Origin of the sequence: Pusillimonas sp. MFBS29 (assembly GCF_020687695.1) — a bacterium.
In the GTDB taxonomy this organism is placed as follows: domain Bacteria; phylum Pseudomonadota; class Gammaproteobacteria; order Burkholderiales; family Burkholderiaceae_B; genus Pusillimonas_C.
Genome location: NZ_JAJEWL010000005.1, coordinates 93,561 through 118,490 on the forward strand (window position 1 = coordinate 93,561; position 24,930 = coordinate 118,490).

Sequence of the window (24,930 nt, forward strand, 5' to 3'; positions counted from 1 at the left end):
GTCAATCAGGGTAAGTCGCTATCGGGTTTGCACCTGTCCTGATCGACGAGCCAGGCCAGGGTCACCATACGCCCTGTCACACCATCACGACGATACGAGAAATAAGTTTCAGCCTGATTAAAAGTGCATGCATTACTTAGTTCTATCGTGCCCACACCTGCCTTGCGCAGCCGTAACCGGGCCAATCCTGGCAGATCGGCCAGCCACTTGCCCTGTTCGGCTTTCGGAACAAAGAACGGCGCTGCGTCGGGATCCTTATCCACAAAGGCAGCATGGACATCATCACCCACCTCGAAACTGGCGGGGCCTATGGCCGGGCCTATCCAGGCACGCCAGGAAACATTGCCCGGCGCACGTTCACGCAAGGCCTGCAATGTATTTTCCAGTACACCATCCGCCAGGCCGCGCCAGCCTGCATGGGCAACGCCAAGAGCACGGCCGTTGGCAGAAGCCAGCACGACCGGCAGGCAATCTGCAGTCATGATCGCCAGGACACGATTGGCCTGCAATGTGACAGCAGCGTCAGCAGTCGGAGCCCCCCCTGACCGCACCTCTGCCTCAAGCTGATCGGCATCCAGGACATCAACCCCATGGACCTGAGTCAGCCAGACCGGCTCGCCGGGCAATAAGGCACTCAAACGTTGCCGGTTGCTGCTGACCGCCGCGCCGTCATCGCCCACATGGGTACCCAGGTTCAGTGAGGCCCATGGGCCGGCACTGCAACCTCCTTGACGGGTCGTGCAAAAATACCGCACCCCATGCCAGGGCTCGCCCGTCACTGTCGGCAGCGCAGCTTCGTTCAGGTGCTCCATGCAACGCCGTCCATGACCTGTTGGAAATCCTCGGCCAGCGCCGCCATGAATGACACACGCTGCCCACTGCCGTAATCATCAAAGCTGAGTGCGCGTGCATGCAGCATCTGGCGCGTGGCGCCACCCAGGGCCTTGCCGCCGTATAGCGTGTCGGCCACCAAAGCGTGACGCAAGCTCGCCATGTGCACCCGTATCTGGTGCGTGCGACCGGTTTCCAGCCTGCAAGTCACCTCGGTCACGTGCATATCGTCAAGAAGGCCGGTGCGCACGGGTGTGTAATGGGTAATGGCAGGCTTGGGGGCAACAGGATGCTCTACCGACATGCGTACCGGCACCCTGGCGTCGCGCCCTATGGGAAGCTCAACGCTGCCCGAGCGGTTCAGCACACCATGCACCAGCGCGCAGTACTCGCGGCTTACGGTACGCGCCTGCAGTTGCCTGATCAGCTGGGTTTGTGCTTTTTCATGGCGCGCTACGACCAGCAGACCCGAAGTGTCTTTGTCGAGCCTGTGCACAATACCCGCGCGGGCTACCGTTGCCAGTTCGGGGTAGCGGTAAAGCAAACCATTAAGCAAAGTACCGCTCCAGTTTCCCGCCCCCGGATGCGTAACCAGGCCGGCAGGCTTGTTCACGACGATCCAGTCGGGACTTTCCTGAATTACCTGAAACGCGATATCTTCAGGTACAAACGACTGCGCTTCAGGAGGCGTTTGTTCCTGAACAAGCAATTTATCGCCCGGATTGGTCATTTGCCTGATCCGGCCGGGCTGGCCGTTCACCAGCACGTGACCCGCTTCTATCCACCCCTGCAGGCGGCTGCGGGAATGCTCGGGAATCAGCCGTGCGAGAACCTTGTCAAGCCGCTCGGGCATGGCGTTGTATGGCACCAGGAATTCAAGCGGTCCGGCCTGCGCCGAACTTTCTTTGGTGATATCTGTGTCAGTCATGTCGACAAATCATATAATCAGCCTGCATGCTAACACCAAGGACGTCTTTTTGTGACTCGTACCAATCTGAATCAACCCCGTTCTTCCAGCCTTACCCGTCTGGGGCAAGTTGCGTTCGCCTGCGTGGCTGCCATCCTTATTGCCGGATGCAGTTCAACCAAGGTTGAAGTCGATCCCACTACCGGCTGGAGCGCTGAACGCCTTTATGAAGATGCCCGCATCGAAATCAGTGCCGGCAACTGGAACGATGCACGTGCACGCCTGGAAGCAATCGAAGCTCGTTACCCCTTCGGTGGATATGCCCAGCAGGCACTTATTGACCAGGCCTACGTCAACTGGAAAGACGGCGAACCCGAGCAGGCGCTGGCGGCCATCGATCGCTTCCAGCAGCAGTATCCCAACCATGCAGGTACAGACTACATGCTTTACCTGAAAGGTCTGATTACCTTTACTCCACCCAGCGCCTCGTTCATGAATATCACGCGCCAGGATCCCAGCGAGCGCGATCCGAAAGGCCTGCGTGAATCCTATGAATCGTTCAACGAGCTGATTGCACGCTACCCCGACAGCCGTTACACCGCCGACGCCAAAAAGCGGGTTACCTGGCTGGTGAACGCAATAGCGCAGAATGAAGTGCACGTCGCAAGCTATTACTACGAGCGCGGCGCCTACGTGGCCGCCGTCAACCGGGCACAAACCGTCATCACTGAATTCCAGGGCGTACCTGCCGCGGAAAAGGCGCTGTACATCATGGTGCTTTGCTACGACAAGCTACAGCTGCCCGAGCTGCGCGATGATGCAAAACGGGTGCTCGATGAAAACTTCCCCAACAGCAAGCTATACGAACAAGGCCTGGACGAACCTTCCGGCAGTCTCTGGAACCCCATCAACTGGTTCTGATCAACCAGCCGCGTGCCTGTTCACCAGAAATTCCACAGCCTGCCCTGATTCGCGCGTACGCGCGAACGGTGGCAGGCCGCGCCACAGCAAGCGGCCATAAGGCTTGTCTATCATGCGTGTGTCGCCCACCATCAGCACGCCCCAATCCTGTTCTGACCTGATAAGCCGGCCTGCCCCCTGCTTGAGCGCAATTGCTGCCTCGGGCAGCTGATACTCCATGAATGGATTGCCCCCCTGATTGCGGCACAGATTCAGGCGTGCCTCGAGCACGGGATCATCGGGCGGCGCAAAGGGCAGCTTGTCTATGGCAACCAGCGTCAGCGCGTCTCCGGGTACATCTATACCCTCCCAGAAGCTGGCGCTACCGACCAGCACGGCGTTGCTGCCGGCACGAAAGCGCTCGAGCAGCGCCCCGCGCGAGCTTTCACCCTGACGCAACAGCAAGCGCTCGATGTCCTCGTCTTCGAAACGTTCCTGCAACAGCTCGGCAATGGTATCCACGGCACGCAAGGTGGTGCACAGCACGAGCACGCCGCCTGCAGAAACCTTGATCAGCGGCATCAAGGCATCGACAAAGCGTTCGTTAAAGTAACGGTCGTTAGGCAGCGGCAGGGTCTTGGGTACGTACAGCACGCCCTGTGTGCCGTAGTCAAACGGTGACTCCCAACTTAAGGTTTGCGCATCCCACAAGCCCAGCTGACGCATGAAATGACCAAAATCGCCCCTGACCGACAAGGTCGCCGAAGTCAGTATCCAGGCCTGCTCCTGGTTGCGATAACGTGAAAAAATCTTTGCAACCGACAAGGGCGCACTATGCAGGCGCATGTGATGCAGGCTGTGCTCCACCCAGCGTACCGCGGCTCCGGCATCGGGGTTGTCGTTGCTGTGCTCTGCCTGCGCGTCGGCCACCGCCGGCTGGAGCGCATTGTGGCCCTGGCGGTCGGGCTGGGTCCACTGATAAAGCCGGCTGCGCAAATCCAGACTGGTCTTGCTGACTGCGGCAAGATCAGGATGCTTCTCGCTGACCACGCCCAACAGCTTGATACTGTGATCGAGCACTCCCAACAGCTCTTCCAGGGCCGCGTCAAACTCCTCAGGATTCGGAATGGCCTGAAAGGTGGCTTTACGCCCGGGCAGCTTCTCGATGGGTGCAGCCACCAGGCGCAGATTGCGGGCGGCCTGCTCTATACGCTTGCCCGCCTCGCTCCAGTTGGTGGATTCACGGGCGTAAGCAAGGCCCGCCGCTTCGGTTGCACGGGCCAGATCGAGCAACTGATGGGATGAAACACTGCTACCCAGAAAACGCGTGGCGATATCCGGCAACTGATGCGCCTCGTCGAAGACCACCATATCAACCGCAGGCAGCAAATCGGTAATGCCCTCTTCCCGCAACGCCAGATCGGCCATGAACAGGGCGTGATTTACAACCACCAGGTCGGCGTCCTGGGCCTGACGCCGGGCCTTGAGCACGAAGCAGTCGCGTACAAAAGGGCATTCCTGCCCAAGACAGTTCTCACGGGTGGAACTTACCCGGTTCCAGATATCGGCATCTTCAGGTACGGCAGGCAGATCACTTCGGTCACCAGTCTTGGACTGCTGCGCAAATACCTGAATCTGACGCAGCTGGCCCATTTCGGAACGGGACTTCAGCGCCCGCTCGTCGCCGGACAGACGATCAAGATGATAATGGCAGACGTAGTTGCCACGCCCCTTGAGCAGGGCCACCGTAATCGGTAAGGCCAGCGCGTTGCGCAAACGCGGCAGATCGCGCCGGAAAAGCTGGTCTTGCAAGGTGCGGGTGCCCGTGGAGACCAATACCTTGCCGCCGCTAAGGAATGCCGGAACCAGGTAGGCCCAGGTCTTGCCCGTGCCAGTGCCCGCTTCGGCAATGAGCGTGGCATGATTGCTCAAGGTTTCCTCTATCGCCTGGGCGAGTTCCAGTTGAGCCTTGCGGGGACGGTAGCCCGGAACGGCTCGTGCCAAGGGCCCATCGGCGCCAAAAATATCGGAAAGTTCTTGCAAAAGCATCAAAAAAAGCAAAGAAAGTAAGCAAGGCCGCAGAACACCAGGCCAAAAAGGGTAAAGTATGCCGGTCCACCGCGCACGCCCACATGAGATGATACCCGGCAATTTTTCCTGCCAGGGTCCAATGTGGCAAAATGCCCCGCGTCTTTCTTGTTTTTTATGTGCCCATGACTACGAATTCTGCTTCACCCCTATCAGGCTCTAGTTCGACCGGTGTTGATTCCGAGCGCATCGTTGCGCTGCTTGCCAATGAGCTTGGCGTGCGCGCGGCCCAGGTTGCCGCTACCGTCGAGTTGCTGGACAGCGGCTCCACTGTCCCGTTCATTGCCCGATACCGCAAGGAAGCCACGGGCGGACTGGATGACACAGTGCTGCGCACCCTGGAGGTGCGGCTGATCTATGTGCGTGAGCTCGAAAGCCGCCGCAGTGCCATACTTGAATCCATCGGGCAGCAAGGCAAACTGACTCCCGAACTGACGCAAGAGATCAACGGCGCCGATACCAAGCAGCGCCTGGAAGACCTGTACGCACCGTACAAACCCAAACGGCGGACCAGGGCGCAGATAGCGCGCGAGGCAGGCCTGGAGCCGCTGGCAGATGCGATACTGGCTGATCCAGCCTGCGATCCGGCCGAACTGGCACTGAACTATCTGAATCCGGAAGCTTCCATCACCGACGCAAAGGGTGCGCTGGACGGTGCCCGCGACATTCTGGCCGAACGCTACGCCGAGAATGCCGATCTGCTTGCAGACATGCGCGAACACTTGTGGAACACCGGCCTGCTCTATTCCAAGGTTGTCGAAGGCAAGGAAGACGAAGGCAATAATTTCCGTGACTGGTTCGATTTCAGCGAAGCACTGCGCTCATTGCCATCACATCGTATTCTGGCCTTGCTGCGTGGCCGCCAGCAAGGCGTGCTCGACCTCCGTCTGGGTCTGGACGCCGAGCTCGAGGCGCAAACACCTCACCCCTGCGTCAGCCGCATTGCCAACTTTCTGCGCGTGGGCGCAGAGTTTTCCATCGATGCCCCGCCACGGGGCCGCTGGCTGGGCGAAGTCTGCCGCTGGACGTGGCGGGTCAAGCTGCTGACCGCGTTCGAGTCCGAGCTTATCGGCCGCCTGCGCGATACCGCGGAACAGGAAGCCATCCGGGTATTCGCCGCAAACCTGAAAGATCTGCTGCTGGCTGCTCCGGCCGGCCCCAAGGCCGTGCTGGGCCTGGACCCGGGCATACGCACGGGCGTCAAGGTGGCTGCCATCGACGCCACCGGCAAAGTGCTGGCAACCAGCACCATTTATCCATTTGAGCCACGCCGCGATCGCGAAGGCAGCATCAATACCCTTGCCGCCCTGATTGCAAAACACAAGATAGACCTCGTAGCCATCGGCAATGGCACCGCCTCGCGCGAAACTGAAAAGCTTGTCATCGACCTGCAGGCAAAGTTTCCCGAACTTGCACTTACCCGCGTGATCGTGTCAGAAGCAGGTGCCTCGGTCTATTCGGCGTCCGAGCTGGCTGCCCAGGAGTTTCCCGACATGGACGTCAGCCTGCGGGGAGCCGTATCCATCGCAAGGCGCCTGCAGGATCCATTGGCCGAGCTGGTCAAGATCGAACCCAAAGCCATAGGCGTGGGCCAGTATCAGCATGACGTCAACCAGCGCGAACTGGCGCACTCGCTGAACACCGTTATCGAAGACTGTGTCAACGCGGTAGGTGTCGATGTCAACACCGCATCAGCCCCGTTGCTGACACGGGTGTCTGGCCTGAATGCAACACTGGCCAGAAATATCGTAGCCTGGCGTGACAGCAACGGCGCCTTCCCCAACCGGAAGACGCTTATGAAGGTGCCGCGCTTTGGCGACAAGGCGTTTGAACAGGCTGCAGGTTTCCTGCGCGTGCCAAACGGCGAGAACCCGCTGGATGCCTCTGCTGTCCACCCTGAGGCCTACGCCGTGGTCGAGCGCATCCTCAAGAAGATGAACAGCGACGCGCATCAGGTCATGGGTCAGCCCGGCGCACTCAAGGGTGTTTCTCCCGGCGAGTTCACCGACGAACGCTTTGGTCTGCCGACCGTCCGGGATATCTTCCTGGAGCTGGAAAAACCCGGGCGTGACCCGCGACCCGAATTCAAGACCGCGCAGTTCAAGGAAGGCGTCAATACCATCAATGATTTGCACGAAGGTATGATTCTGGAAGGCGTGGTGACCAATGTTGCCAACTTTGGCGCCTTTATCGATGTCGGCGTGCACCAGGACGGCCTGGTACATATATCCGCCCTGTCTGATACTTTCGTCAAAGACCCACGTGACGTGGTGCGTGTCGGCCAGATGGTCAAGGTCAAGGTTCAGGAAGTTGACCCCGCCCGCAAGCGGATCGGCCTGACCATGCGCCTGAACGATGACGCACCGGCGGCACGTCGCAGTGGCAGCACAGCGGGTAATGCCGGACGTCGCGACGGTAACCGGCGCAATGATTCACGACCTGGCCAACGATCCAGTCAGGGTGAAGGACTTGGCGCCATGGCCGCCGCCTTTGCCAAGCTCAAGAAATAATGATCATGAATACAAACAACGACTCCATTGGAGAGCAGCTTGCCCGCGTAGTCACCCTGCTGTCCTGCGATGATATGGACGAGCACGAGACCCGCCGCATTGTCGATATTTGCCTGCAAGCGCAGACTGAGCCGGAAAAAACGCTGCGGACACAGTACGGCGCCGACGCGGCCAAGGTGGCGCAATACGACCCGAACGGCGTCATGGCCTTCATCCTGTTCATAGAACTGGAAGACTATTTCGCAGTCGCCGACACGGTCGATGAGCTGCATGAACAGATCATCGAAGCATTCGAGCAGCCCGCCCTGCCCGATTATCCGTACGACAACAACGACTTCGAAAGCGTTTCCGATTTCTACCAGTGGCTGGACCAGCAGTTACTGCAACATCACGACAAATACCGTCTGATCAGCTTTGGCGAAAGCTATACCAACGACTTCCAGGTCGTGCTTGTTTTCCGCGACCAGACTGATGAGCTGCTGGCACTATGTGAATCGCTGGGCCTGCACGCAGACCCTTGCGAATAAAGTGCAGCCCTAGTCCTGGTTCATGCCGGCGATTGCCTCGCGCAGTTCGGGCAGCAAAGATGCATCGAACTGGCAGACTAATGCCTGATCAACCCGCAGGCTTACTACACCCTGGTCTTCTGTTGTGTAGTTGTCGAGTGGCTGACTCTTGAGCAGGCCCATGACCTGACCTGCCGACTTCGGATCGGCAAACCCTTCGGACAGCAGCAACTCCTGCCCGTCGACCCCGAGCAAGCGGAAACGGAACTGACCCGCCTCGTCGCGAAAGCTGACAAAACGCGCTTGCTTGCCTTTACTCTTTGCTCGTGCCGACGTACCGGTCTGTGGCACGGAAACAGACAAGGTACGCAAGCCAACCGCTACGCGCAGGCGCTCCATAAATGGCTGCGAATAGCGGCGCGCCTTGACCGCACCCGCCTGAAGAATGTCTTCGATAAGGTCCGGACGCGCAATCAGCTCGGCGTAGCGCTCGCGCATGGGGCCGAGCTGTGTTTCAAGCAGGTTGCACAGCTGTTTCTTGGCATCGCCCCAGCCCATGCCCTCTTCCAGACTTTTGCGGAACTGCGCCGAGTCTGATCCGGTGGCAAATGCCCGATACAAAGTATACAAATGCGAGCCTTCCGCATCTTTGGGCTCACCTGGCAAACGTGAGTCTGTCACGATACGCATCACCGCCGATTGCAAGCCTTTCGCTCCCCCCTCGAACAGAGGTATGGTGTTGTCGTAGCTCTTGGACATTTTGCGTCCATCAAGCCCGGGCAGCGTTGCCACCTCGTCATCGATTTGTACTTCAGGCAACACGAACAGCTCTTCGCCCTGCCCATACAGGTGGTTAAAGCGCTGGCCAATATCACGGGCCATCTCGAGGTGCTGGATCTGATCGCGCCCCACAGGCACCTTGTTGGCGTTGAACATCAGAATGTCGGCCGCCATCAGTACAGGATACGAAAACAACCCCATGGTGATGCCGTCATCGGCTTCCTGCTGCCTGGCGGTATTCTGATCTACGGCAGCCTTGTAGGCATGGGCCCGATTCATCAGACCCTTGGCAGTAACGCAGGTCAGCATCCAGCAAAGTTCGGGAATCTCCGGAATATCTGATTGCCGATAAAAAGTGACGACTTCGGGATCCAGACCGGCAGCGATCCAGGTAGCCGCAATTTCCAGGCGTGAACGGGCAATACGCTGCGGATCATCGCATTTGATGAGCGCATGGTAATCGGCCATGAAATAAAAGGCGTCCACACCAGGCTGTTTGCTGGCCTGTATGGATGGACGGATGGCGCCGGCGTAATTGCCCAAATGCGGTGTGCCGGAAGTGGTAATGCCTGTCAGGACTCGGGTATTCATAAATCGCTTCAGTATGAGTAAGAGGGACTAGAGCGTGACAGCAGCGCGTCGCTCGGAATCCAGGTATTCGCGCGACTGCATTTCAAGTATGCGCGATACCGTGCGATGAAATTCGTTGGCCATAGGGCCCTGGGTATAGAGTTCGTCGGCTTCGCACTCAGCCGAGATCACCAGTTTTACCTTGTGATCGTAGAATACATCGATCAACCAGGTAAAGCGCCGCGCCTCGGAAGAATGACGGGCCTCCATACGGGGCACATCCGACAGAATCACGGTCTGGAAACGGCTGGCCAGATCCAGATAATCGTTCTGCGAACGCGGACCGCCGCACAGCGTGGCAAAGTCGAACCAGACAATGCTGCCGCCCAAAGCCACGGCCTTGATCTCACGGTTCTCCACCGTCAGCACCGGCTTCATGGGTGCAGTATCCAGCAGTCTGTCAAAAATGGCCTGCAGTTCAGCGTTGGTATTGGCGGTGATGGGGGTGAGGTACAGGCGCACCTGCTCAAGGCTGCGTCGACGGTAATCGGTGCCGACATCAACGTTCATGATGTCCATCCGCTCCTGGATCAGCTTGATGGCGGGCAGGATACGGTCACGGTGCAGCCCATCCGGGTACAGCGTGCTGGGCTCGTAGTTCGACGTCATGATGAACGACGTGCCGTGCTCGAACAGCTTGAGCAGCAGCCGGTACAGAATCATGGCGTCAGCCACGTCGGACACATGGAACTCATCGAAACAGATCAGGCGGTAGCGCTTGGCAATACGCCGCGCCACCTCGTCCAGCGGGTCCTGCTGGCCCCGTACATCATCAAGCTCACGATGCACGCTGCGCATGAATTCGTGGAAATGTATGCGGGTCTTGCGCTTTACCGGCACAGTCAGGAAAAACGCATCCATCAGGAAGCTTTTTCCCCTGCCTACGCCACCCCACAAATACACGCCACGCGGCACATCAGGGCGCTTGAAGATTCTCCTGAGCGCCGAGGAGTGGGCCTGCTTGAAGTTCACCCAATCATCGTAGTACTCCTGCAGCCGCCCGATGGCCGCCTCCTGCGCCACATCTGACTTGTAGCCGCGTTCCTGCAGGGCCTGATGATAATAGTCTTGAACATTCATTATTTTCTTGCGGGCCAGAAAAAAGAGTGGGCGACTCCTGGCCGCCCGCTCTTGATTGCTTATTTAAAAAACAAGGATCAGAAATTCAGAGTGCGCTTGTCGACTGCCAGGGCAGCTTCTTTCACGGCTTCCGACAGCGTCGGGTGCGCGTGGCAGATGCGTGCGATGTCTTCGGCCGCACCACGGAATTCCATGATGGTGACAGCTTCAGAAATCAGCTCGGATGCCATGGGCCCGATGATATGCACGCCAAGAACCTCGTCAGTTTTGGCATCGGCCAGGATCTTGACGAAACCGGTAGTGTCGCCCAATGCCCGGGCACGGCCGTTGGCCATGAACGGGAAACTGCCTGCCTTGTAATCACGCCCTTCAGTCTTGAGCTGCTGCTCGTTCTTGCCCACCCAGGCAATTTCCGGGGATGTGTAAATGACCGAGGGAATCGTGGCGAAATTGACGTGACCATGCTGGCCTGCAATACGCTCTGCAACGGCAACGCCCTCTTCTTCGGCCTTGTGTGCCAGCATGGGGCCGCGCACCACATCACCCACCGCCCAGACGTTGGGCAGATTGGTCTTGCAGTCGTCATCGACAACGATAAAGCCGCGCTCATCGCGCTTCAGGCCCACAGTATCGACGCCCAGGCCATCTACATGAGGCACACGGCCAATCGAGACGATGAGCTTGTCGACCACCAGCTTGTGCTCGGCACCGGCAGCATCGGTATAAGGCACTGTGACGGACTTGGTCGTGGACTTCACTTCACCGATCTTGACACCGGTCTGGATAACCAGACCTTGCTTGACAAGTGCCTTTTGCGCTTCTTTGGCAACCTGCTGGTCGGCCACGGCCAGGAACTCAGGCATGGCTTCAAGAATCGTGACTTCAGCACCCAGACGGCGCCATACGCTGCCAAGCTCAAGGCCAATCACGCCTGCACCGATAACGCCGAGTTTCTTGGGTACAGCCGGGATGCGCAGTGCGCCGTCGTTGGAAAGGACCTGGGTTTCATCAAAGGGCAGACCTGGCAATGCACGCGGTGCGGAACCCGTGGCAATGACAACGTGCTTGGCAACAAGATCTTCCTCGGTCGTGCCCGAAACCTTGATGGACCAGCCACCGTCAACATGGGCTACAAACGAGCCGGTTCCGTGAAAAAAGGTGACCTTGTTCTTCTTGAACAAATACAGAATCCCGTCATTGTTCTGCTTGACCACCGTGTCTTTGCGACCGACCAGTTTGTCGAGCTTCAGGCTGACGCCCTTGACTTCGATGCCGTGCTCGGCAAAGTGATGATTTGCCTGCTCGAAATGCTCGGATGACTGCAGCAATGCTTTCGAAGGAATGCAGCCCACGTTGGTGCAGGTGCCGCCAGGTGCGGGCTTGCCGTCGGCAGAAGTCCAGGCATCAATACATGCCACGCTCATACCCAATTGTGCTGCACGAATGGCGGCGATGTATCCACCAGGACCCGCGCCGATAACAACAACGTCAAATTGTTTAGCCATGTTCTTTCTCGATTGAATAGTGTGTTGATGCAGGCACGTAACCGCCTGCACTCCGGAAGGAAGCGGCAAAGCCTGCGACACGCTTCCGTAACAACAGAAAAGGCGCTCAAAAAATCCGGGCAAGCTCTCCGCATCAGCGAACAGCTTGCCCAGACTTGTTCTACACCTTGACCAGCATTTTTAGACGTCCAGCAACAGGCGTTGTGGGTCTTCAAGCGCTTCCTTCATGGCAACCAGGGCCAGTACAGCTTCGCGACCATCGATGATACGGTGATCGTATGACAAAGCGAGGAAGTTGATGGGTCGGATGACGATCTGGCCATTTTCAACCACTGGGCGCTCTTTGGTGGCATGAATGCCAAGAATCGCAGACTGCGGAGGGTTGATGATGGGGGTAGAAAGCATGGAACCGAACACACCACCATTGGAAATGGAGAATGTGCCGCCGGTGAGCTCTTCAAGACCCAGCTTGCCGTCGCGGGCACGCGCGCCAAAGTCGGCGATCTGCTTTTCGATCTCGGCAATGGAGAGTTGATCAGCATTGCGCAGGATGGGCACCACCAGACCGCGTGGGCTGCCTACGGCGATACCGATATCGAAGTAGCCGTGGTAGATGATGTCTTTGCCGTCGACCGAGGCGTTAACAACAGGGTACTTCTTAAGGGCGGCAACAGCCGCCTTGACGAAGAAGGAGGTAAAGCCCAGCTTGACGCCATGCTCTTTCTCGAATTGATCTTTGTATTTTTTACGCAGATCAAGTATGCCCTGCATGTTGACTTCGTTGAACGTAGTCAGGATGGCGTTGTCGGACTGCGACTGCAGCAGGCGCTCGGCAACACGGGCACGCAGGCGGCTCATTGGCACGCGCTGCTCGGGGCGACCGTCGAGCGACAGCGAAGCAGGCGCTACCGGAGCAGCCGGCTTGGCTGCTGCAGGTGCACTACCCGCCTGCATCGCATCACCCTTGGTGATGCGACCACCACGGCCGGTGCCTTCGACAGAAGCGGGATCGACACCCTTTTCAGCCAGGATCTTGTTGGCAGCGGGCGATGCGACGGCCGAAGCCGACGATGCGCTGCTTGTCGCAGCAGGCGCTGCGGCCGGAGCGGCCTCGGCAGGCGCAGCGGCGGCAGGTGCGGCAGCCTTGCCTTCGGTATCGATACGAGCCAGGACTTCTTCGGCAACCACGGTGCTGCCGTCACCCTTGACGATTTCCTTCAGGACACCGGACGCAGGCGCAGGCACTTCGAGGACAACCTTGTCTGTTTCTACCTCGATCAGGATTTCGTCGGCTTCGACGGCTTCTCCGGGCTGTTTTTTCCAGGTAAGCAGCGTAGCTTCGGAAATCGACTCGGAAAGCTGGGGTACGAGAACGTCAGTAATAGCCATAATATGTATTCCGTTGTGTGAGGTATATGTTATTTCGTCAGCATGAAGCTTTTGAATTTGGGCGCGAAAGCCTGTTCAAGCAGATTGCGCTGCTGCTCCTGGTGCTTGGCCAGATAGCCGACTGCGGGCGACGCCGATGCCGGACGCCCTGCATAACCCAAACGCTGGCCTTCCGCCATATTTTCGTACAAGTGGTGCTGGATGTAGAACCAGGGACCCTGGTTCTGGGGTTCGTCCTGGGTCCAGACAATTTCCTTGGCGTTGGGATACTTCTGCAGCTCGGCCTGGAACGATTTGTGCGCAAAAGGATACAGCTGCTCGACGCGCAATATGGCTACGTCGGAGCGCTCGGATTCCTTGCGGGCGTTGACCAGGTCGTAGTAAACCTTGCCCGAGCATACCAGGACTCGCTTGACGCCGGCGGCATCAATGCTGTCGTCTTGCTCGCCGATAACAGGCAGGAACTGGCTGTTGGCCAGGTCAGCCAAGGGCGAAGTAGCGTCTTTGTTGCGCAGCAGCGACTTGGGCGTGAGAATGACCAGTGGCTTGCGGAAAGGACGGATCATCTGACGACGCAGGACGTGGAATATCTGCGCACCATTGGTGGGCTGCACAACCTGGATGTTGTTGTCGGCGCAAAGCTGCAGGAAGCGCTCGATACGGGCCGAAGAGTGCTCGGGACCCTGCCCTTCGTAGCCATGCGGAAGCATCATGGTCAGGCCGCACTGACGACCCCATTTTGCTTCGCCCGACGCGATGAACTGGTCGATAACCACTTGCGCTCCATTGACGAAGTCACCGAACTGCGCTTCCCAGATGGTCAGCGTATTGGGTTCGGCAGTGGCGTAGCCGTATTCGAAGGCCAGCACAGCTTCTTCGGACAAGACCGAATCGATGACGGTGAACGGCGCCTGGTTCTCGGCAACGTTCTGCAGCGGAATATAGGTGCCGTCATTCCAGCGCTCGCGCTTCTGATCGTGCAACACGGCGTGACGATGGGTAAATGTACCGCGGCCCGAGTCTTGCCCCGTGATGCGGATGGTGTAGCCTGCGGCCACCAGCGTGGCAAAAGCCAGGTGCTCGCCCATACCCCAGTCGAGGTTCTGCTCGCCACGCGCCATATTGCGACGGTCGTTGAGCAGTTTGTTGACCAGCGGATGTACCGTGAAGTCTTCCGGTACCGTCGTGATTTTTTCACCGATGCGGGTGAGGTCGGCCAGCGGCACGCCGGTATCAGCCTGGTCAGTCCATTTGGCGCCCAGGAACGGAGACCAGTCGGTAGCGTACTTGTTCTTGTAGTCGGTCAAGACAGGTTCGATGGTGCGTTGACCGTCTTCCATGAGCTGACGATAGGCCTTGACCATTTGATCGGGTTCGTCTTCGGCCAATATGCCCTGGGCAACCAGCTTGTCGGCATACACCTTGCGGGTGCCGGGATGCTTGCCGATGCTTTTGTACATCAGGGGCTGCGTCAGCGACGGGGTATCTTGTTCGTTGTGGCCCAACTTGCGGAAGCAGACGATATCGACCACGACGTCGTGGTGGAACTGCATGCGGTAGTCGAGCGCCAGCTGAGTGGCATACACCACGGCTTCCGGATCATCGCCATTAACGTGGAATACCGGTGCTTCGATCATCTTGACGACGTCGGTGCAGTACAGGGTTGAGCGGGTATCGCGCGGATCGGACGTAGTAAAGCCGATCTGGTTGTTAATGACGATATGCAGCGTGCCGCCGGTACCGTAACCACGCGTTTGCGCCAGGTTAAGGGTTTCCATGACCACGCCCTGGCCTGCGAAGGCGGCGTCGCCGTGCACCAGCACGGGCAGCACTTGCGAGCCTTCGTCATCACCACGGCGATCCTGGCGCGCACGTACGCTGCCTTCGACCACAGGGTTGACGATTTCAAGGTGGGACGGGTTGAATGCCAGCGAAAGGTGCACAGGACCGCCACGGGTGGAGAGGTCGCTGGAGAAACCGTTGTGGTATTTGACGTCGCCGTCGGTCAGGCCTTCGGCATGCTTGCCTTCGAACTCTGCGAACAGATCACCGGGCATCTTGCCCATGATGTTGACCAGCATGTTCAGGCGTCCGCGGTGGGCCATGCCTACCACGATTTCCTGGATGCCGTTCTCGCCGGCATGGCCGACGACTTCGTCCATCGAGGCAATAAAGCTTTCGCCGCCTTCGAGCGAAAAACGCTTCTGGCCAACATATTTGGTATGCAGGAAACGCTCGAGACCTTCAGCCTCGGTTACCTGCTGCAGGATGTGGCGTTTGCGATCCGACGAAAAGGACGGGACGCCGACGGTGGACTCGAGGCGCTCCTGGATCCAGCGCTTGGCGGCCGGATCGGAGATGTGCATGAACTCGGCGCCGACGTTGCGGCAATAGGTATCACGCAGAGCCTTGAGCATGTCGCGCATGGTCATGGTGTCGGCTTTGGTGAAATACGTATTGGTAGCCGAATAGACCTGGTCCAGGTCAGCTTCGGTCAGGCCGTAGAAGCCGGGATCGAGCTCGGGAATGCTGGGGCGATCCTGACGCTTGAGCGGATCAAGATTGGCAATACGCGCACCCAGGGAACGATAGGCAGCGATGATGGACTGCACATAGACTTGTTTGCCCGCGACTGTCAGGTCGGGCTTGGTTGCGTGTACGATGAAGGCATTGGCCTTGGCACGCTGGGCAAACGATTCAATGACCGGTGCGTGGGCCTGATCGCGCGTGCCTTCAGTGCCGTCGGGGGCTGGCGAATGCTGCAGCTGATCAAAATATGCCCGCCATTCTTCCGGAACGGATCCGGGGTTGTCAAGGTAGGACTCGTAGAGTTCCTCGACGTAAGGGGCGTTACTACCAAACAGGTAAGAATTGGATAAAAGTTCTATTTCCGATGACATATATGCGCTTCACCTATTCGAGTGTCTCACTCGCGATTGATGCAGGGAACAACCTTCCGCGACACGGCCAGACCGTTTAGCGGATAGCGGGGCAGAAGGCAACAGTACGACGCCTTAATAAGCCGTATTCCGACTAGTATACCTGTGAAGCCACCCCGGATAAACCGCAGCACGGGAAATGCGGCCCAAATTCAAGAAAGCGTTGGCATTATCAAACAACTTGGGCCGAATCGCGATATTCTTCACCCTAAAGCGCATTGAGCAGCTAAATTCTCGCCTTTCGGTTTTTCGCATTTCATCTTTAAAGCAGGAGCACGCCCCATGGACGCCAAATCTGATTTCGCCAAATTGGCCCTTGATTATCATGCATCACCCGTTCCGGGAAAGATATCAGTCATGCCGACCAAACCCCTGGCCAATCAGGACGATTTGTCGCTGGCCTATTCTCCCGGCGTCGCTTTCGCATGCATGAACATACACGCCGAGGGTGAAGACGCGGCGGCCATGTATACCTCGCGCTCGAATCTGGTGGGCGTCATCACCAACGGCACTGCCGTTCTGGGCCTGGGCAATATCGGCCCCCTGGCCGCAAAGCCCGTTATGGAAGGCAAGGGTTGCCTGTTCAAGAAATTTGCCGGCATCGACGTGTTCGATATCGAATTGGCGGAAACCGATCCTGACAAGCTGGTCGAGATCATTGCAGCACTCGAGCCCACACTGGGCGGCGTCAATCTGGAAGACATCAAGGCACCCGAGTGCTTCTATATTGAGAAGAAGCTGCGCGAGCGCATGAAGATTCCTGTCTTTCACGACGATCAGCATGGCACCGCCATCATTTCCTCCGCCGCCATCCTGAACGGCCTTAAAGTGGTCAACAAGAAAATCGATGAGGTCAAGCTGGTGTGCTCGGGTGCAGGCGCAGCCGCCATCGCCTGCCTGGACCTGCTCGTACATCTGGGTGTGAAACGTTCGAATATTTATGTCGTCGACTCGCGCGGCGTCATCAGCACCGGGCGCGAAGAAGGCATGGAGCCCAACAAGGCCCGCTATGCCCAGGACACTGACGCACGCACACTGGCCGACGTCTGCCGGGATGCCGATGTATTCCTGGGATGTTCGGCACCCGGAGTATTGACTGCCGATATGGTCAAGACCATGGCACGCCAACCCTTGATCCTGGCATTGGCCAACCCGGAACCTGAAATCCGGCCGGAAGTGGCCAAGGAGGCAAGGCCCGATTGCATCATCGCGACCGGCCGCTCCGACTATCCCAACCAGGTCAACAACGTTTTGTGCTTCCCCTTCATTTTCCGCGGTGCCATGGACGCTGGCGCAACGGTGATCAACGAGGAAATGAAGCTGGCCTGCGTAAAGGCCATTGCCGAACTCGCCGAAGCCGAGCAAAACGACGAAGTAGCCATGGCCTATGCTGGTCAAGAGCTTGCCTTTGGCCCTGACTACATCATTCCCAAGCCTTTCGATCCACGCCTGATCGTCAAGATTGCACCGGCAGTCGCCGAAGCAGCAGCCACTTCTGGCGTGGCCAGGCGCCCTATTGCCGACCTGGAAGCTTATCGGCAGAAACTCATGAGCCTGGTTTATCACACAGGCCAATTAATGCGGCCCCTGTTCATGCAGGCCAAGAGCGCACCCAAACGCGTCATTTACGCGGACGGTGAAGACGAACGGGTATTGCGCGCCGCACAGACCGTGGTAGACGAAAGATTTGCTCATCCGATACTGGTGGGACGTCCCGCCGTTATCGATATGCGCATCAAGAAATTCGGCCTGCGTCTGGAAGCGGGCAAGGACTTCGAGGTCGTTGACCCGGAAGACGATGCGCGCTTCAACGAAACCTGGACGGCCTATTACAAGATGAAAGGTCGCAATGGAGTTACCCCGGACATCGCCAAGGCCATGGTCCGCAAGCACAACTCGCTGATCGGCGTGATGCTGCTGCAGCGCGGCGATGCCGATGCCATGATTTGCGGAGTCAGCAGCCGCTTCGATAATCAGCTTCGTTATGTGGACGAAGTCATAGGCCTGAAAGACGGCGTGAAGACTTACGCGGCCATGAACGTGCTGATGCTGCCGACCCAGACGCTCTTTATTTGCGACACGCATGTGAACGAGGATCCAACTGCCGAGCAAATTGCCGACATGACGATACAGGCCGCGCAAGAGGTTCTGCGTTTCGGTGTGGTGCCCAAGGTGGCGCTGCTGTCGCACTCGAACTTCGGCAGCCGTTCGTCTGCCTCGTCACGCAAAATGGCCGAGGCGCGCCGTATTATTGGCGAGCGCGCACCCGACCTGGAGGTCGACGGCGAGATGCATGCCGATTCGGCACTGTCCGAGAAAATCCGCCTGAAGTCTTTCCCGGACTCGACGCTGAAGGGGCCGGCCAATTTGCTGATCACGCCGAATCTGGATACGGGAAACATTACGTACAACATGCTGAAGATGACGGGCAGTAACGGGGTAGCGATGGGCCCGGTGCTGTTGGGTGCGGCGCGGCCGGTGCACATTCTGACCACCAGCTCCACGGTGCGCCGGATCGTGAACATGACGGCGCTGGCGGTAGTGGATGCGCAACAGGAGGCCGGCCAGGTTCAGCTCTGATTGCTGCACCGTTTACGGTTTCTGTTGGCGCGGTCGCTATTTTTGTACCGTTGACTGGTTGCTTGCGACTCAGTCGCTGTCTTTGTACCGTTAACAGGTTTATTGCGACGCGGTCGCTATGTTCGTACCCTTGACTGGTTGCTTGCATGGTGTGGGTGTCTGGGCCGAACTGTGCTCCGATAGCTGCGCCCCCTGCGGGGGTACCCTTGCAGGCGCCATTCGGCGGGGTCGGGCCTGAACTCGCCATCCATCAGCCGCCTGTGGGCTGATGGATGACTCAAACAGCAGGCCCTCTTGCGCCCCGCCGCCTGACACCCGCTGCGGCTTGCTCAAACGTCGCCCAGCCCGGCCCAGACACCCACACCACACCATGAAGCACCAGCCGGTCAACGGTACTTTTTGTGGGGCAGTTGGTTGGCGTGTGACGCTGTTTACGGATTCACGGCACAGCGCCAGCCGTGGCGATGGCCCTTCGGATATTCGCCATTCTAAAAAGGCATGTGTGGCTGGGGCTGCGTAGGCGCCTCGCGCACGCCGTTCAATTCGCGCTGACCGGAGAGGCAAGATCGCAGCTGTTCGAGCGCCGGCTTTCGGGCCACCGGCCCGACGGCGCGAGTTCTGCGATCGCTCCGGGCAGCGTGAATTGAACGGGAAACCCCGGCGCAGCCGGGGTCGTGGCGCGTGAAGCCGGAGTGGCCCCAGCCACATATGCCTTTATTTAGAACGTGGGTAATATCAAAATCACTGTCACAAATCAAAAGCGCAGCGGCCAACCTACAGCCACCCCTTGGCAAACAAATAAACCCCCACCACAGCCAGACTGACCAAAAAGCAACGCCGGAATACAGACGGCGCCAGCGAATGGCGCAGACGCGTGCCTGCCGCCATACCTGCCAACGCCGGCGCCAGCATGAACAGGGACGCGCCTGCCGTACCAAACGAATAACTGTCATTCAGCCAAAGCCCCGCCGCCAAAGCCACCGTCGACACAGTGAAAGACACCCCCATCGCCTGGATCAGCTCATCGCGCGCCAGCCCCAGCGACTGCAGATAAGGCACCGCCGGCACCACGAAAACACCCGTTGCCGCCGTAATAAAGCCAGTCAGCGCACCCACAATCGGCCCCAGCCACCTTTCCGTCTGCGCGGGCACAGTAAATGGCCGGCCGAACATCGCCCAGGCCGAATAGGCCAACAGCGCCACCCCCAAAGACATCGCCGCCCAGGCACCAGCCGGTGCGCCCAGTACCACCGCACCGGCCAGCGTACCGGCAACCACCCCCGCCTGCATGCCGCCTATCCGTTGCAACAAAGGCATAAGACTTGAGAACGGCCGGGTTTGCCAGACATTGGTCACCAGCGACGGAATCACCAGCAAGGCGGCGGCATGAGCCGGGGCCATGAAGATAGACAGCAGCGCCATGGAAATAGTCGGCAGACCCAGCCCCACCACCCCCTTCACAACGCCGGCGAGCAAAAACACCATGCTCACCAGCAAGACCAGCGCCGGCGTGTAGCCATCGAACAGTTCAGTCAATATCATCGACAATTCCGGAAAACATGAAGTTGGGCCATGACCGTATTCTGACAGCTGTGCAACAACCGGAAAATGCGGCTTTATCTAAGCCAGCCTATGGCCTGGCCTGAGCCTTATCCTTGAACACGTGCTAAGATTTTTTCATGCGTTTCGACCTGACCGATCTACGCCTGTTCCTGAATATTCACGAAGCAGGCACCATTACCGACGGCGCCCAGCGTTCACATATGACGTTGGCCTCGGCAAGCGAACGTGTCAAAGGCATGGAAGCAGAGGTAGGTGTCCCGCTGCTGCTGCGCGGCCGGCGCGGCGTACAAGTTACAGCGGCCGGACGTACGCTGCTGCACCATGCACGTGCCGTCCTGCACCAGATCGATCATATGCGCGGCGAACTCGACCTGTATGGCCGGGGCCTGAAGGGGCATGTGCGCCTGCTCTGCAATACCGCCGCACTCAGCGAGCACCTGCCCGGCATTCTTGGCGACTTCCTGGCCAGGCACCCCCAGATATCCATCGACCTGGAAGAAAGAACGAGCTATGACATCGCCGACGCACTACGCTCAGGGACATTCGACATCGGCATCGTGGCCGACTCGGTTGCCCTGGATGGCCTGGAAACCCATATGTTCCGCCACGACCCGCTATCGTTGATTGTGCCGCGCCATCACGAGCTGGCACAACTTCATTCAGTCAGCCTGGCAGAAGTGGCCCACCACGACTTCATAGGCTTGAGCGAAGGCAGCGCACTACAGGAACACATAACGCATCACGCCCGCAGGGCCGGAAAGCGCCTGCGTTATCGGGTACGGCTGCGCAGCCTGGACGCAGTCTGCCAGATGGTCGGTCAGAACATAGGGATTGCCATAGTCCCCAAGGCAACCGCTGTGCGCTGCAGCAGAGCGGCGGGCATCAAACGAATAGCGCTGAGCGACGCCTGGGCCAGTCGCGACCTGATGCTATGCGTACGCTCATCGGGCGACCTGCCCGTTTACGTCAGAAAAATGATGATCTACATTCTGGACAACGCTGTCCCACAGCGCTAGCCTGTCCTTGAGTCGCTATACTTGAAGCGCTCGATCTTCCATAGGCCGCAGCAACCACTCAAGGAGAACCCATGGGAAGCAGCCTTGAACGCGGACGCACCCGGGTAGCCGGATTCGCCAACCCTGAAATGGATTTTCAGCTAATGCGCCAGCTGGGCGCATCCCGGTACGGCGGCGCTTCCGTCGGTGAATGCCTGGCCCTGGTGCGAAACATCGAAAACGGTGTACCCGAATCCTGGGTTACGGCCTTCGCCGCAGCCGCCCAACGCCAGGAAGACGATGCACAGCGGCGCGCCGCTCGCGGCCACGCCGTCAGCGCATACGATCAATACCTGGTGGCCAGCAACAGCTACCGCGCTGCCGAATACTACACCCGCCTGACCGATCCCAAACATACCGAATACGGCCTTAAAAGCAGGTCCTGCTTTCTTGCCGCGATGGGGCTGCAGGACCATGCCATCGATGTGGTCGAGCTGCCTTTTGATCAAACTCCCCTGCCCGCTTACCTGATCCGGCCCTCATCAACCCCGCGCAGCGCGCTGAAAACGCTGATGATCATCAGCGGCTACGACGGTACGCTGGAAGAAACCTATATTGCATATGGTCGGGCTGCACTAGAGCGCGGCTATCAACTGATGCTGTTCGCCGGCCCCGGGCAAATGGACACCATGCGCTTTTATCCCAAGCTGCATTTCATCCCCGAATACGAAAAAGTCGCTGCCACGGCGCTGGACTACCTTCTGGCCCGTCCCGATACCAGCCCCGAGCACGTGGCACTCATGGGCATCAGCTTCGGCGGCTATTTTGCCACCAGAATGGCGGCGCACGACGCTCGCATAAAAGCATTGATCGCCAACTCGCCTATCGTGGATCTGCATGCCTACATGGCAGCCTTCGTTGGTTTTGATCCCGCCAAAATGGCAGACAAAGACGATTTTCTGCTGATCGATATCGAACATATTCCCGCCGATGTCATGCCGCCGCAAACACGCGAAATGACACAAAACCTCATGTTGCGCTTTGGCTGCGACAGCTTCAAGCAAACCTACCAGCGTCTCAGGGATTTTCACGTAACCGACCAGCATCTGGCAGATATCCGCTGCCCTGCCCTGGCCCTTGCCGGTGCCGGCGAAGGGCCGCAACCGCTGGCCCAGTATCAACAGTTTCAGGCGCAGATATCCGGACCGGTCAGCGCTCATTTGTTTACCGACGAGGAAGGTGCCGACGGGCACTGTCAAACAGGGAATCTGGCTTATTCGGCCGCCGTATCGATGGACTGGCTGGACGAAACCTGGGCCTGAGGGCCCTGGGGCAGGCACCTGGCCCGGGCATTTGCCGGATCAGGTGCCGTTTGCCTGGCGCACATTGCGTGGCCAGGTTTGCAGCAATTAACGCTTGCTGGGTACTTCGCGGCTTTGCTGGCCGGTATACAGCTGACGCGGACGACCAATTTTGTAATCGGGGTCAGACAGCATTTCGTTCCATTGAGCAATCCAGCCCACTGTACGAGCCAAGGCGAAGATGGCCGTGAACAGCGATGTGGGGATGCCGATGGCACGCTGGACGATGCCCGAGTAGAAGTCTACGTTCGGGTACAGTTTGCGCTGCACGAAATAAGGATCTTCAAGCGCAATGCGTTCGAGTTCCATAGCCAGCTTGAACAAGGGATCGTTTTCCAGGCCCAGTGCTGCCAGCACTTCCTTGCAGGTTTCCTGCATGAGCTTGGCGCGCGGATCGTAGTTCTTGTAAACACGATGGCCAAAGCCCATCAGGCGTACGCCGGAGTTCTTGTCCTTGACTTTCTCCATGAACTCGCCGACTTTCTCGATGCCGCCGTTGGCCTGCAATTCTTCGAGCATTTGCAGGCAGGCTTCGTTGGCGCCACCGTGAGCCGGACCCCACAGGCAGGCAACACCTGCTGCGATGGCGGCAAAGGGGTTGGTGCCCGAAGAGCCGCACAGACGAACGGTGGAGGTCGACGCGTTTTGTTCGTGGTCGGCGTGCAGGATGAAAATGCGATCCAGTGCGCGTTCAACAACTTCGTTGACCTTGTAGTCTTCGCAAGGCGTGGCGAACATCATGCGCAGGAAGTTGCCGGTATACGACAAGTCGTTCTTGGGATAGATGAAGGGCTGGCCCTGGGAATGCTTGTATGCCATGGCCACCAGGGTTGGCATCTTGGCAATAAGACGAATGGCCGACACGTGGCGGTGGTGAGGATTCGTGATGTCGGTAGAGTCGTGATAGAAAGCCGACAAGGCACCAACCAGACCAGTCAGTACAGCCATGGGGTGCGCGTCGCGACGGAAGCCTTGCAGGAAAATGCGCAGTTGCTCGTGCACCATGGTGTGGTTGGTTACCAGCGAATCGAACTCTTGCTTCTGGTTGCCGTCGGGCAACTCGCCGTTCAGGATCAGGTAGCAGATGTCGAGGAAATCGCAACTCTGCGCAAGTTGATCGATAGGATAGCCACGATAAAGCAGCTCGCCCTTGTCACCGTCGATATAGGTAATACCCGACTCACACGCAGCCGTGGAGAGGAAACCCGGATCGTAGGTAAACATATCTGTCTGGCCATACAGCTTGCGGATATCGATGACATCGGGCCCGACCGTACCTTTATAAACCGGAAACTCTATCGGCGCGGAGCCATCCGAGAACGATAGAGTGGCTTTCTTATCTGACAATTGCATCGCAACCTTCCTTTTAAAATTACAGCTTCTGCATTTGCTCAATCAGTCTATGAATGTCTGGCGTATCGTATACGCCGGACAATGATGTCCTGGCCAGCAATACATCAAGCAATTCGTTATCGCCCATCTCGAAAAGTAAAGACAAGGCAGCTACATCTGTGTCGGTCAGCTGGGTTTCGTACTCATCCAGAAACCGGGTGATGATCAGGTCGTTTTCAAGCAGACCGCGACGCGCGCGCCAACGCAGGCGTGCGCGCTCAAGCTCGGTTAACTTGCTCATCAGGAATCCTGCACCTTAAATAGCACGACGCGCCAGCATCTCTTTGATCTTTCCGATGGCCAAAGAGGGGTTCAACCCCTTGGGACAGACATCGGCACAGTTCATGATGGTGTGGCAACGGAACAGGCGGTACGGGTCTTCGAGGTTATCGAGGCGCTCGCCGGTCGCGTCGTCACGGCTGTCAGCGATAAAGCGGTAGGCCTGAAGCAAGCCGGCGGGCCCCACGAATTTGTCGGGGTTCCACCAGAATGACGGGCAGGACGTCGAGCAGCAGGCGCAAAGTATGCACTCGTACAGGCCATCGAGCTCTTCACGGGCTTCGGGGGTTTGCAGACGCTCTTTTTCGGGTGGCGGCGCGTCATTGATCAGGAACGGCTTGATCGAATGATATTGGTTGAAGAAGTGGGTCATGTCGACAATCAGGTCGCGCACCACCGGCAGCCCGGGCAAGGGCTTGAGCACGATGGGTTCCTTGAGCTCGAGCAGGTTGGTCGTGCAGGCCAGGCCGTTCTTGCCATTGATGTTCATGGCGTCGGAGCCACACACACCTTCACGGCATGAACGACGCAGCGCAAGGCTGTCGTCGACATCATTCTTGATGCGAATGATGGCATCGAGGAGCATTTTGTCGGTAGGCTGCAGCTCGACCTCGAGCTTCTGCATGTATGGACGCTCGTCCTTGTCAGGATCGTAGCGGTAGATTTCAAATTTGACGATACGTTTTTGGCTCATT

General features: G+C 58.2%; 18 protein-coding genes. 6 read left to right on the top strand and 12 right to left on the bottom strand.

Features of this window, described 5'->3' with window-relative positions; genetic code table 11:
• Nucleotides 1–5: 5 nt before the first annotated feature.
• Nucleotides 6–812: a peptidoglycan editing factor PgeF gene (pgeF, locus tag LKR43_RS08905; protein ID WP_227683704.1), complete on the bottom strand. Its 807-nt coding sequence runs from the start codon at nt 810–812 to the stop codon at nt 6–8.
• Entirely contained in the window at nt 800–1,759 is a 960-nt protein-coding gene (locus tag LKR43_RS08910; protein ID WP_227683705.1) for an RluA family pseudouridine synthase, read from the bottom strand. The genes pgeF and LKR43_RS08910 overlap by 13 nt, the downstream gene beginning before the upstream one ends.
• Nucleotides 1,760–1,858: 99 nt before the next feature.
• Here LKR43_RS08910 and LKR43_RS08915 point away from each other — a divergent pair, with 99 nt between their 5' ends.
• Nucleotides 1,859–2,659: an outer membrane protein assembly factor BamD gene (locus LKR43_RS08915; protein ID WP_255676024.1), complete on the top strand. Its 801-nt coding sequence runs from the start codon at nt 1,859–1,861 to the stop codon at nt 2,657–2,659.
• Here the strand turns inward: LKR43_RS08915 and LKR43_RS08920 are convergent, their stop codons facing one another.
• On the bottom strand, nt 2,660–4,687 hold the full coding sequence (locus LKR43_RS08920) for an ATP-dependent DNA helicase (RefSeq protein ID WP_227683706.1): 2,028 nt from the start codon (nt 4,685–4,687) through the stop codon (nt 2,660–2,662). It abuts the gene before it with no gap.
• Nucleotides 4,688–4,851: 164 nt separating this feature from the next.
• Here LKR43_RS08920 and LKR43_RS08925 point away from each other — a divergent pair, with 164 nt between their 5' ends.
• Complete coding sequence (locus LKR43_RS08925; RefSeq protein WP_227683707.1) at nt 4,852–7,236, top strand: Tex family protein; 2,385 nt, start codon at nt 4,852–4,854, stop codon at nt 7,234–7,236.
• Nucleotides 7,237–7,241: 5 nt separating this feature from the next.
• Nucleotides 7,242–7,763, top strand: a complete 522-nt coding sequence (locus tag LKR43_RS08930; RefSeq protein ID WP_227683708.1) for a hypothetical protein — start codon at nt 7,242–7,244, stop codon at nt 7,761–7,763.
• A gap of 9 nt (nt 7,764–7,772) precedes the next feature.
• On the opposite strand, the gene LKR43_RS08935 is transcribed toward LKR43_RS08930, so the two are convergent.
• The 5 genes from LKR43_RS08935 to LKR43_RS08955 form a co-directional block, all read right to left on the bottom strand.
• Nucleotides 7,773–9,113 (bottom strand): tryptophan--tRNA ligase, encoded by a 1,341-nt coding sequence (locus tag LKR43_RS08935; protein ID WP_227683709.1) that lies wholly within the window; start codon nt 9,111–9,113, stop codon nt 7,773–7,775.
• A 27-nt stretch (nt 9,114–9,140) separates the two neighbouring features.
• Nucleotides 9,141–10,232 carry a cell division protein ZapE gene (zapE, locus tag LKR43_RS08940; protein WP_227683710.1) on the bottom strand — a complete coding sequence of 364 codons (1,092 nt, stop codon included), beginning with the start codon at nt 10,230–10,232 and terminating at the stop codon, nt 9,141–9,143.
• Between the two features lie 77 nt (nt 10,233–10,309).
• The gene (lpdA, locus tag LKR43_RS08945; protein WP_227683711.1) at nt 10,310–11,737 is read right to left on the bottom strand and encodes a dihydrolipoyl dehydrogenase; all 1,428 of its coding nucleotides are present in this window, start codon (nt 11,735–11,737) and stop codon (nt 10,310–10,312) included.
• A gap of 180 nt (nt 11,738–11,917) precedes the next feature.
• On the bottom strand, nt 11,918–13,126 hold the full coding sequence (gene odhB, locus LKR43_RS08950) for a 2-oxoglutarate dehydrogenase complex dihydrolipoyllysine-residue succinyltransferase (protein WP_227683712.1): 1,209 nt from the start codon (nt 13,124–13,126) through the stop codon (nt 11,918–11,920).
• 29 nt (nt 13,127–13,155) lie between these two features.
• Nucleotides 13,156–16,026, bottom strand: a complete 2,871-nt coding sequence (locus LKR43_RS08955; RefSeq protein ID WP_227683713.1) for a 2-oxoglutarate dehydrogenase E1 component — start codon at nt 16,024–16,026, stop codon at nt 13,156–13,158.
• Nucleotides 16,027–16,347: 321 nt separating this feature from the next.
• On the opposite strand from LKR43_RS08955, the gene LKR43_RS08960 reads away from it, so the two are divergent.
• Nucleotides 16,348–18,645 carry an NADP-dependent malic enzyme gene (locus tag LKR43_RS08960; RefSeq protein WP_227683714.1) on the top strand — a complete coding sequence of 766 codons (2,298 nt, stop codon included), beginning with the start codon at nt 16,348–16,350 and terminating at the stop codon, nt 18,643–18,645.
• A gap of 774 nt (nt 18,646–19,419) precedes the next feature.
• Here the strand turns inward: LKR43_RS08960 and LKR43_RS08965 are convergent.
• Nucleotides 19,420–20,187, bottom strand: coding sequence for a sulfite exporter TauE/SafE family protein (locus LKR43_RS08965; RefSeq protein WP_227683715.1), 768 nt, complete (start codon nt 20,185–20,187; stop codon nt 19,420–19,422).
• 137 nt (nt 20,188–20,324) lie between these two features.
• Between LKR43_RS08965 and LKR43_RS08970 the strand changes: the two genes are divergently transcribed.
• Nucleotides 20,325–21,224 carry a LysR substrate-binding domain-containing protein gene (locus LKR43_RS08970; protein ID WP_227683716.1) on the top strand — a complete coding sequence of 300 codons (900 nt, stop codon included), beginning with the start codon at nt 20,325–20,327 and terminating at the stop codon, nt 21,222–21,224.
• Between the two features lie 71 nt (nt 21,225–21,295).
• Nucleotides 21,296–22,525: a S9 family peptidase gene (locus LKR43_RS08975; protein WP_227683717.1), complete on the top strand. Its 1,230-nt coding sequence runs from the start codon at nt 21,296–21,298 to the stop codon at nt 22,523–22,525.
• An 87-nt stretch (nt 22,526–22,612) separates the two neighbouring features.
• Here LKR43_RS08975 and LKR43_RS08980 read toward each other — a convergent pair whose 3' ends face one another.
• From LKR43_RS08980 to LKR43_RS08990, 3 genes are read right to left on the bottom strand one after another with little or no spacing between them, the layout of a single operon-like run.
• A complete protein-coding gene (locus LKR43_RS08980) occupies nt 22,613–23,917 on the bottom strand; it encodes a citrate synthase (protein ID WP_227683718.1) in 1,305 nt (434 codons plus the stop codon).
• 19 nt (nt 23,918–23,936) lie between these two features.
• Nucleotides 23,937–24,197: a succinate dehydrogenase assembly factor 2 gene (locus LKR43_RS08985; RefSeq protein WP_227683719.1), complete on the bottom strand. Its 261-nt coding sequence runs from the start codon at nt 24,195–24,197 to the stop codon at nt 23,937–23,939.
• Between the two features lie 15 nt (nt 24,198–24,212).
• Nucleotides 24,213–24,929: a succinate dehydrogenase iron-sulfur subunit gene (locus tag LKR43_RS08990; RefSeq protein WP_227683720.1), complete on the bottom strand. Its 717-nt coding sequence runs from the start codon at nt 24,927–24,929 to the stop codon at nt 24,213–24,215.
• Between the last annotated feature and the right edge of the window lies 1 nt (nt 24,930).

What these genes read in the sequence shown, in the direction of transcription:
- LKR43_RS08930 (WP_227683708.1), top strand. Translation starts at nt 7,242, where the DNA reads ATGAATACAAACAACGACTCCATTGGAGAGCAGCTTGCCCGCGTAGTC.
- LKR43_RS08920 (WP_227683706.1), bottom strand. Translation starts at nt 4,687, where the DNA reads ATGCTTTTGCAAGAACTTTCCGATATTTTTGGCGCCGATGGGCCCTTG.
- LKR43_RS08990 (WP_227683720.1), bottom strand. Translation starts at nt 24,929, where the DNA reads ATGAGCCAAAAACGTATCGTCAAATTTGAAATCTACCGCTACGATCCT.
- LKR43_RS08985 (WP_227683719.1), bottom strand. Translation starts at nt 24,197, where the DNA reads ATGAGCAAGTTAACCGAGCTTGAGCGCGCACGCCTGCGTTGGCGCGCG.
- LKR43_RS08910 (WP_227683705.1), bottom strand. Translation starts at nt 1,759, where the DNA reads ATGACTGACACAGATATCACCAAAGAAAGTTCGGCGCAGGCCGGACCG.
- zapE (WP_227683710.1), bottom strand. Translation starts at nt 10,232, where the DNA reads ATGAATGTTCAAGACTATTATCATCAGGCCCTGCAGGAACGCGGCTAC.
- LKR43_RS08965 (WP_227683715.1), bottom strand. Translation starts at nt 20,187, where the DNA reads ATGATATTGACTGAACTGTTCGATGGCTACACGCCGGCGCTGGTCTTG.
- LKR43_RS08955 (WP_227683713.1), bottom strand. Translation starts at nt 16,026, where the DNA reads ATGTCATCGGAAATAGAACTTTTATCCAATTCTTACCTGTTTGGTAGT.
- LKR43_RS08975 (WP_227683717.1), top strand. Translation starts at nt 21,296, where the DNA reads ATGGGAAGCAGCCTTGAACGCGGACGCACCCGGGTAGCCGGATTCGCC.
- LKR43_RS08960 (WP_227683714.1), top strand. Translation starts at nt 16,348, where the DNA reads ATGGACGCCAAATCTGATTTCGCCAAATTGGCCCTTGATTATCATGCA.
- LKR43_RS08980 (WP_227683718.1), bottom strand. Translation starts at nt 23,917, where the DNA reads ATGCAATTGTCAGATAAGAAAGCCACTCTATCGTTCTCGGATGGCTCC.
- odhB (WP_227683712.1), bottom strand. Translation starts at nt 13,126, where the DNA reads ATGGCTATTACTGACGTTCTCGTACCCCAGCTTTCCGAGTCGATTTCC.
- LKR43_RS08935 (WP_227683709.1), bottom strand. Translation starts at nt 9,113, where the DNA reads ATGAATACCCGAGTCCTGACAGGCATTACCACTTCCGGCACACCGCAT.
- pgeF (WP_227683704.1), bottom strand. Translation starts at nt 812, where the DNA reads ATGGAGCACCTGAACGAAGCTGCGCTGCCGACAGTGACGGGCGAGCCC.
- LKR43_RS08925 (WP_227683707.1), top strand. Translation starts at nt 4,852, where the DNA reads ATGACTACGAATTCTGCTTCACCCCTATCAGGCTCTAGTTCGACCGGT.
- lpdA (WP_227683711.1), bottom strand. Translation starts at nt 11,737, where the DNA reads ATGGCTAAACAATTTGACGTTGTTGTTATCGGCGCGGGTCCTGGTGGA.
- LKR43_RS08970 (WP_227683716.1), top strand. Translation starts at nt 20,325, where the DNA reads ATGCGTTTCGACCTGACCGATCTACGCCTGTTCCTGAATATTCACGAA.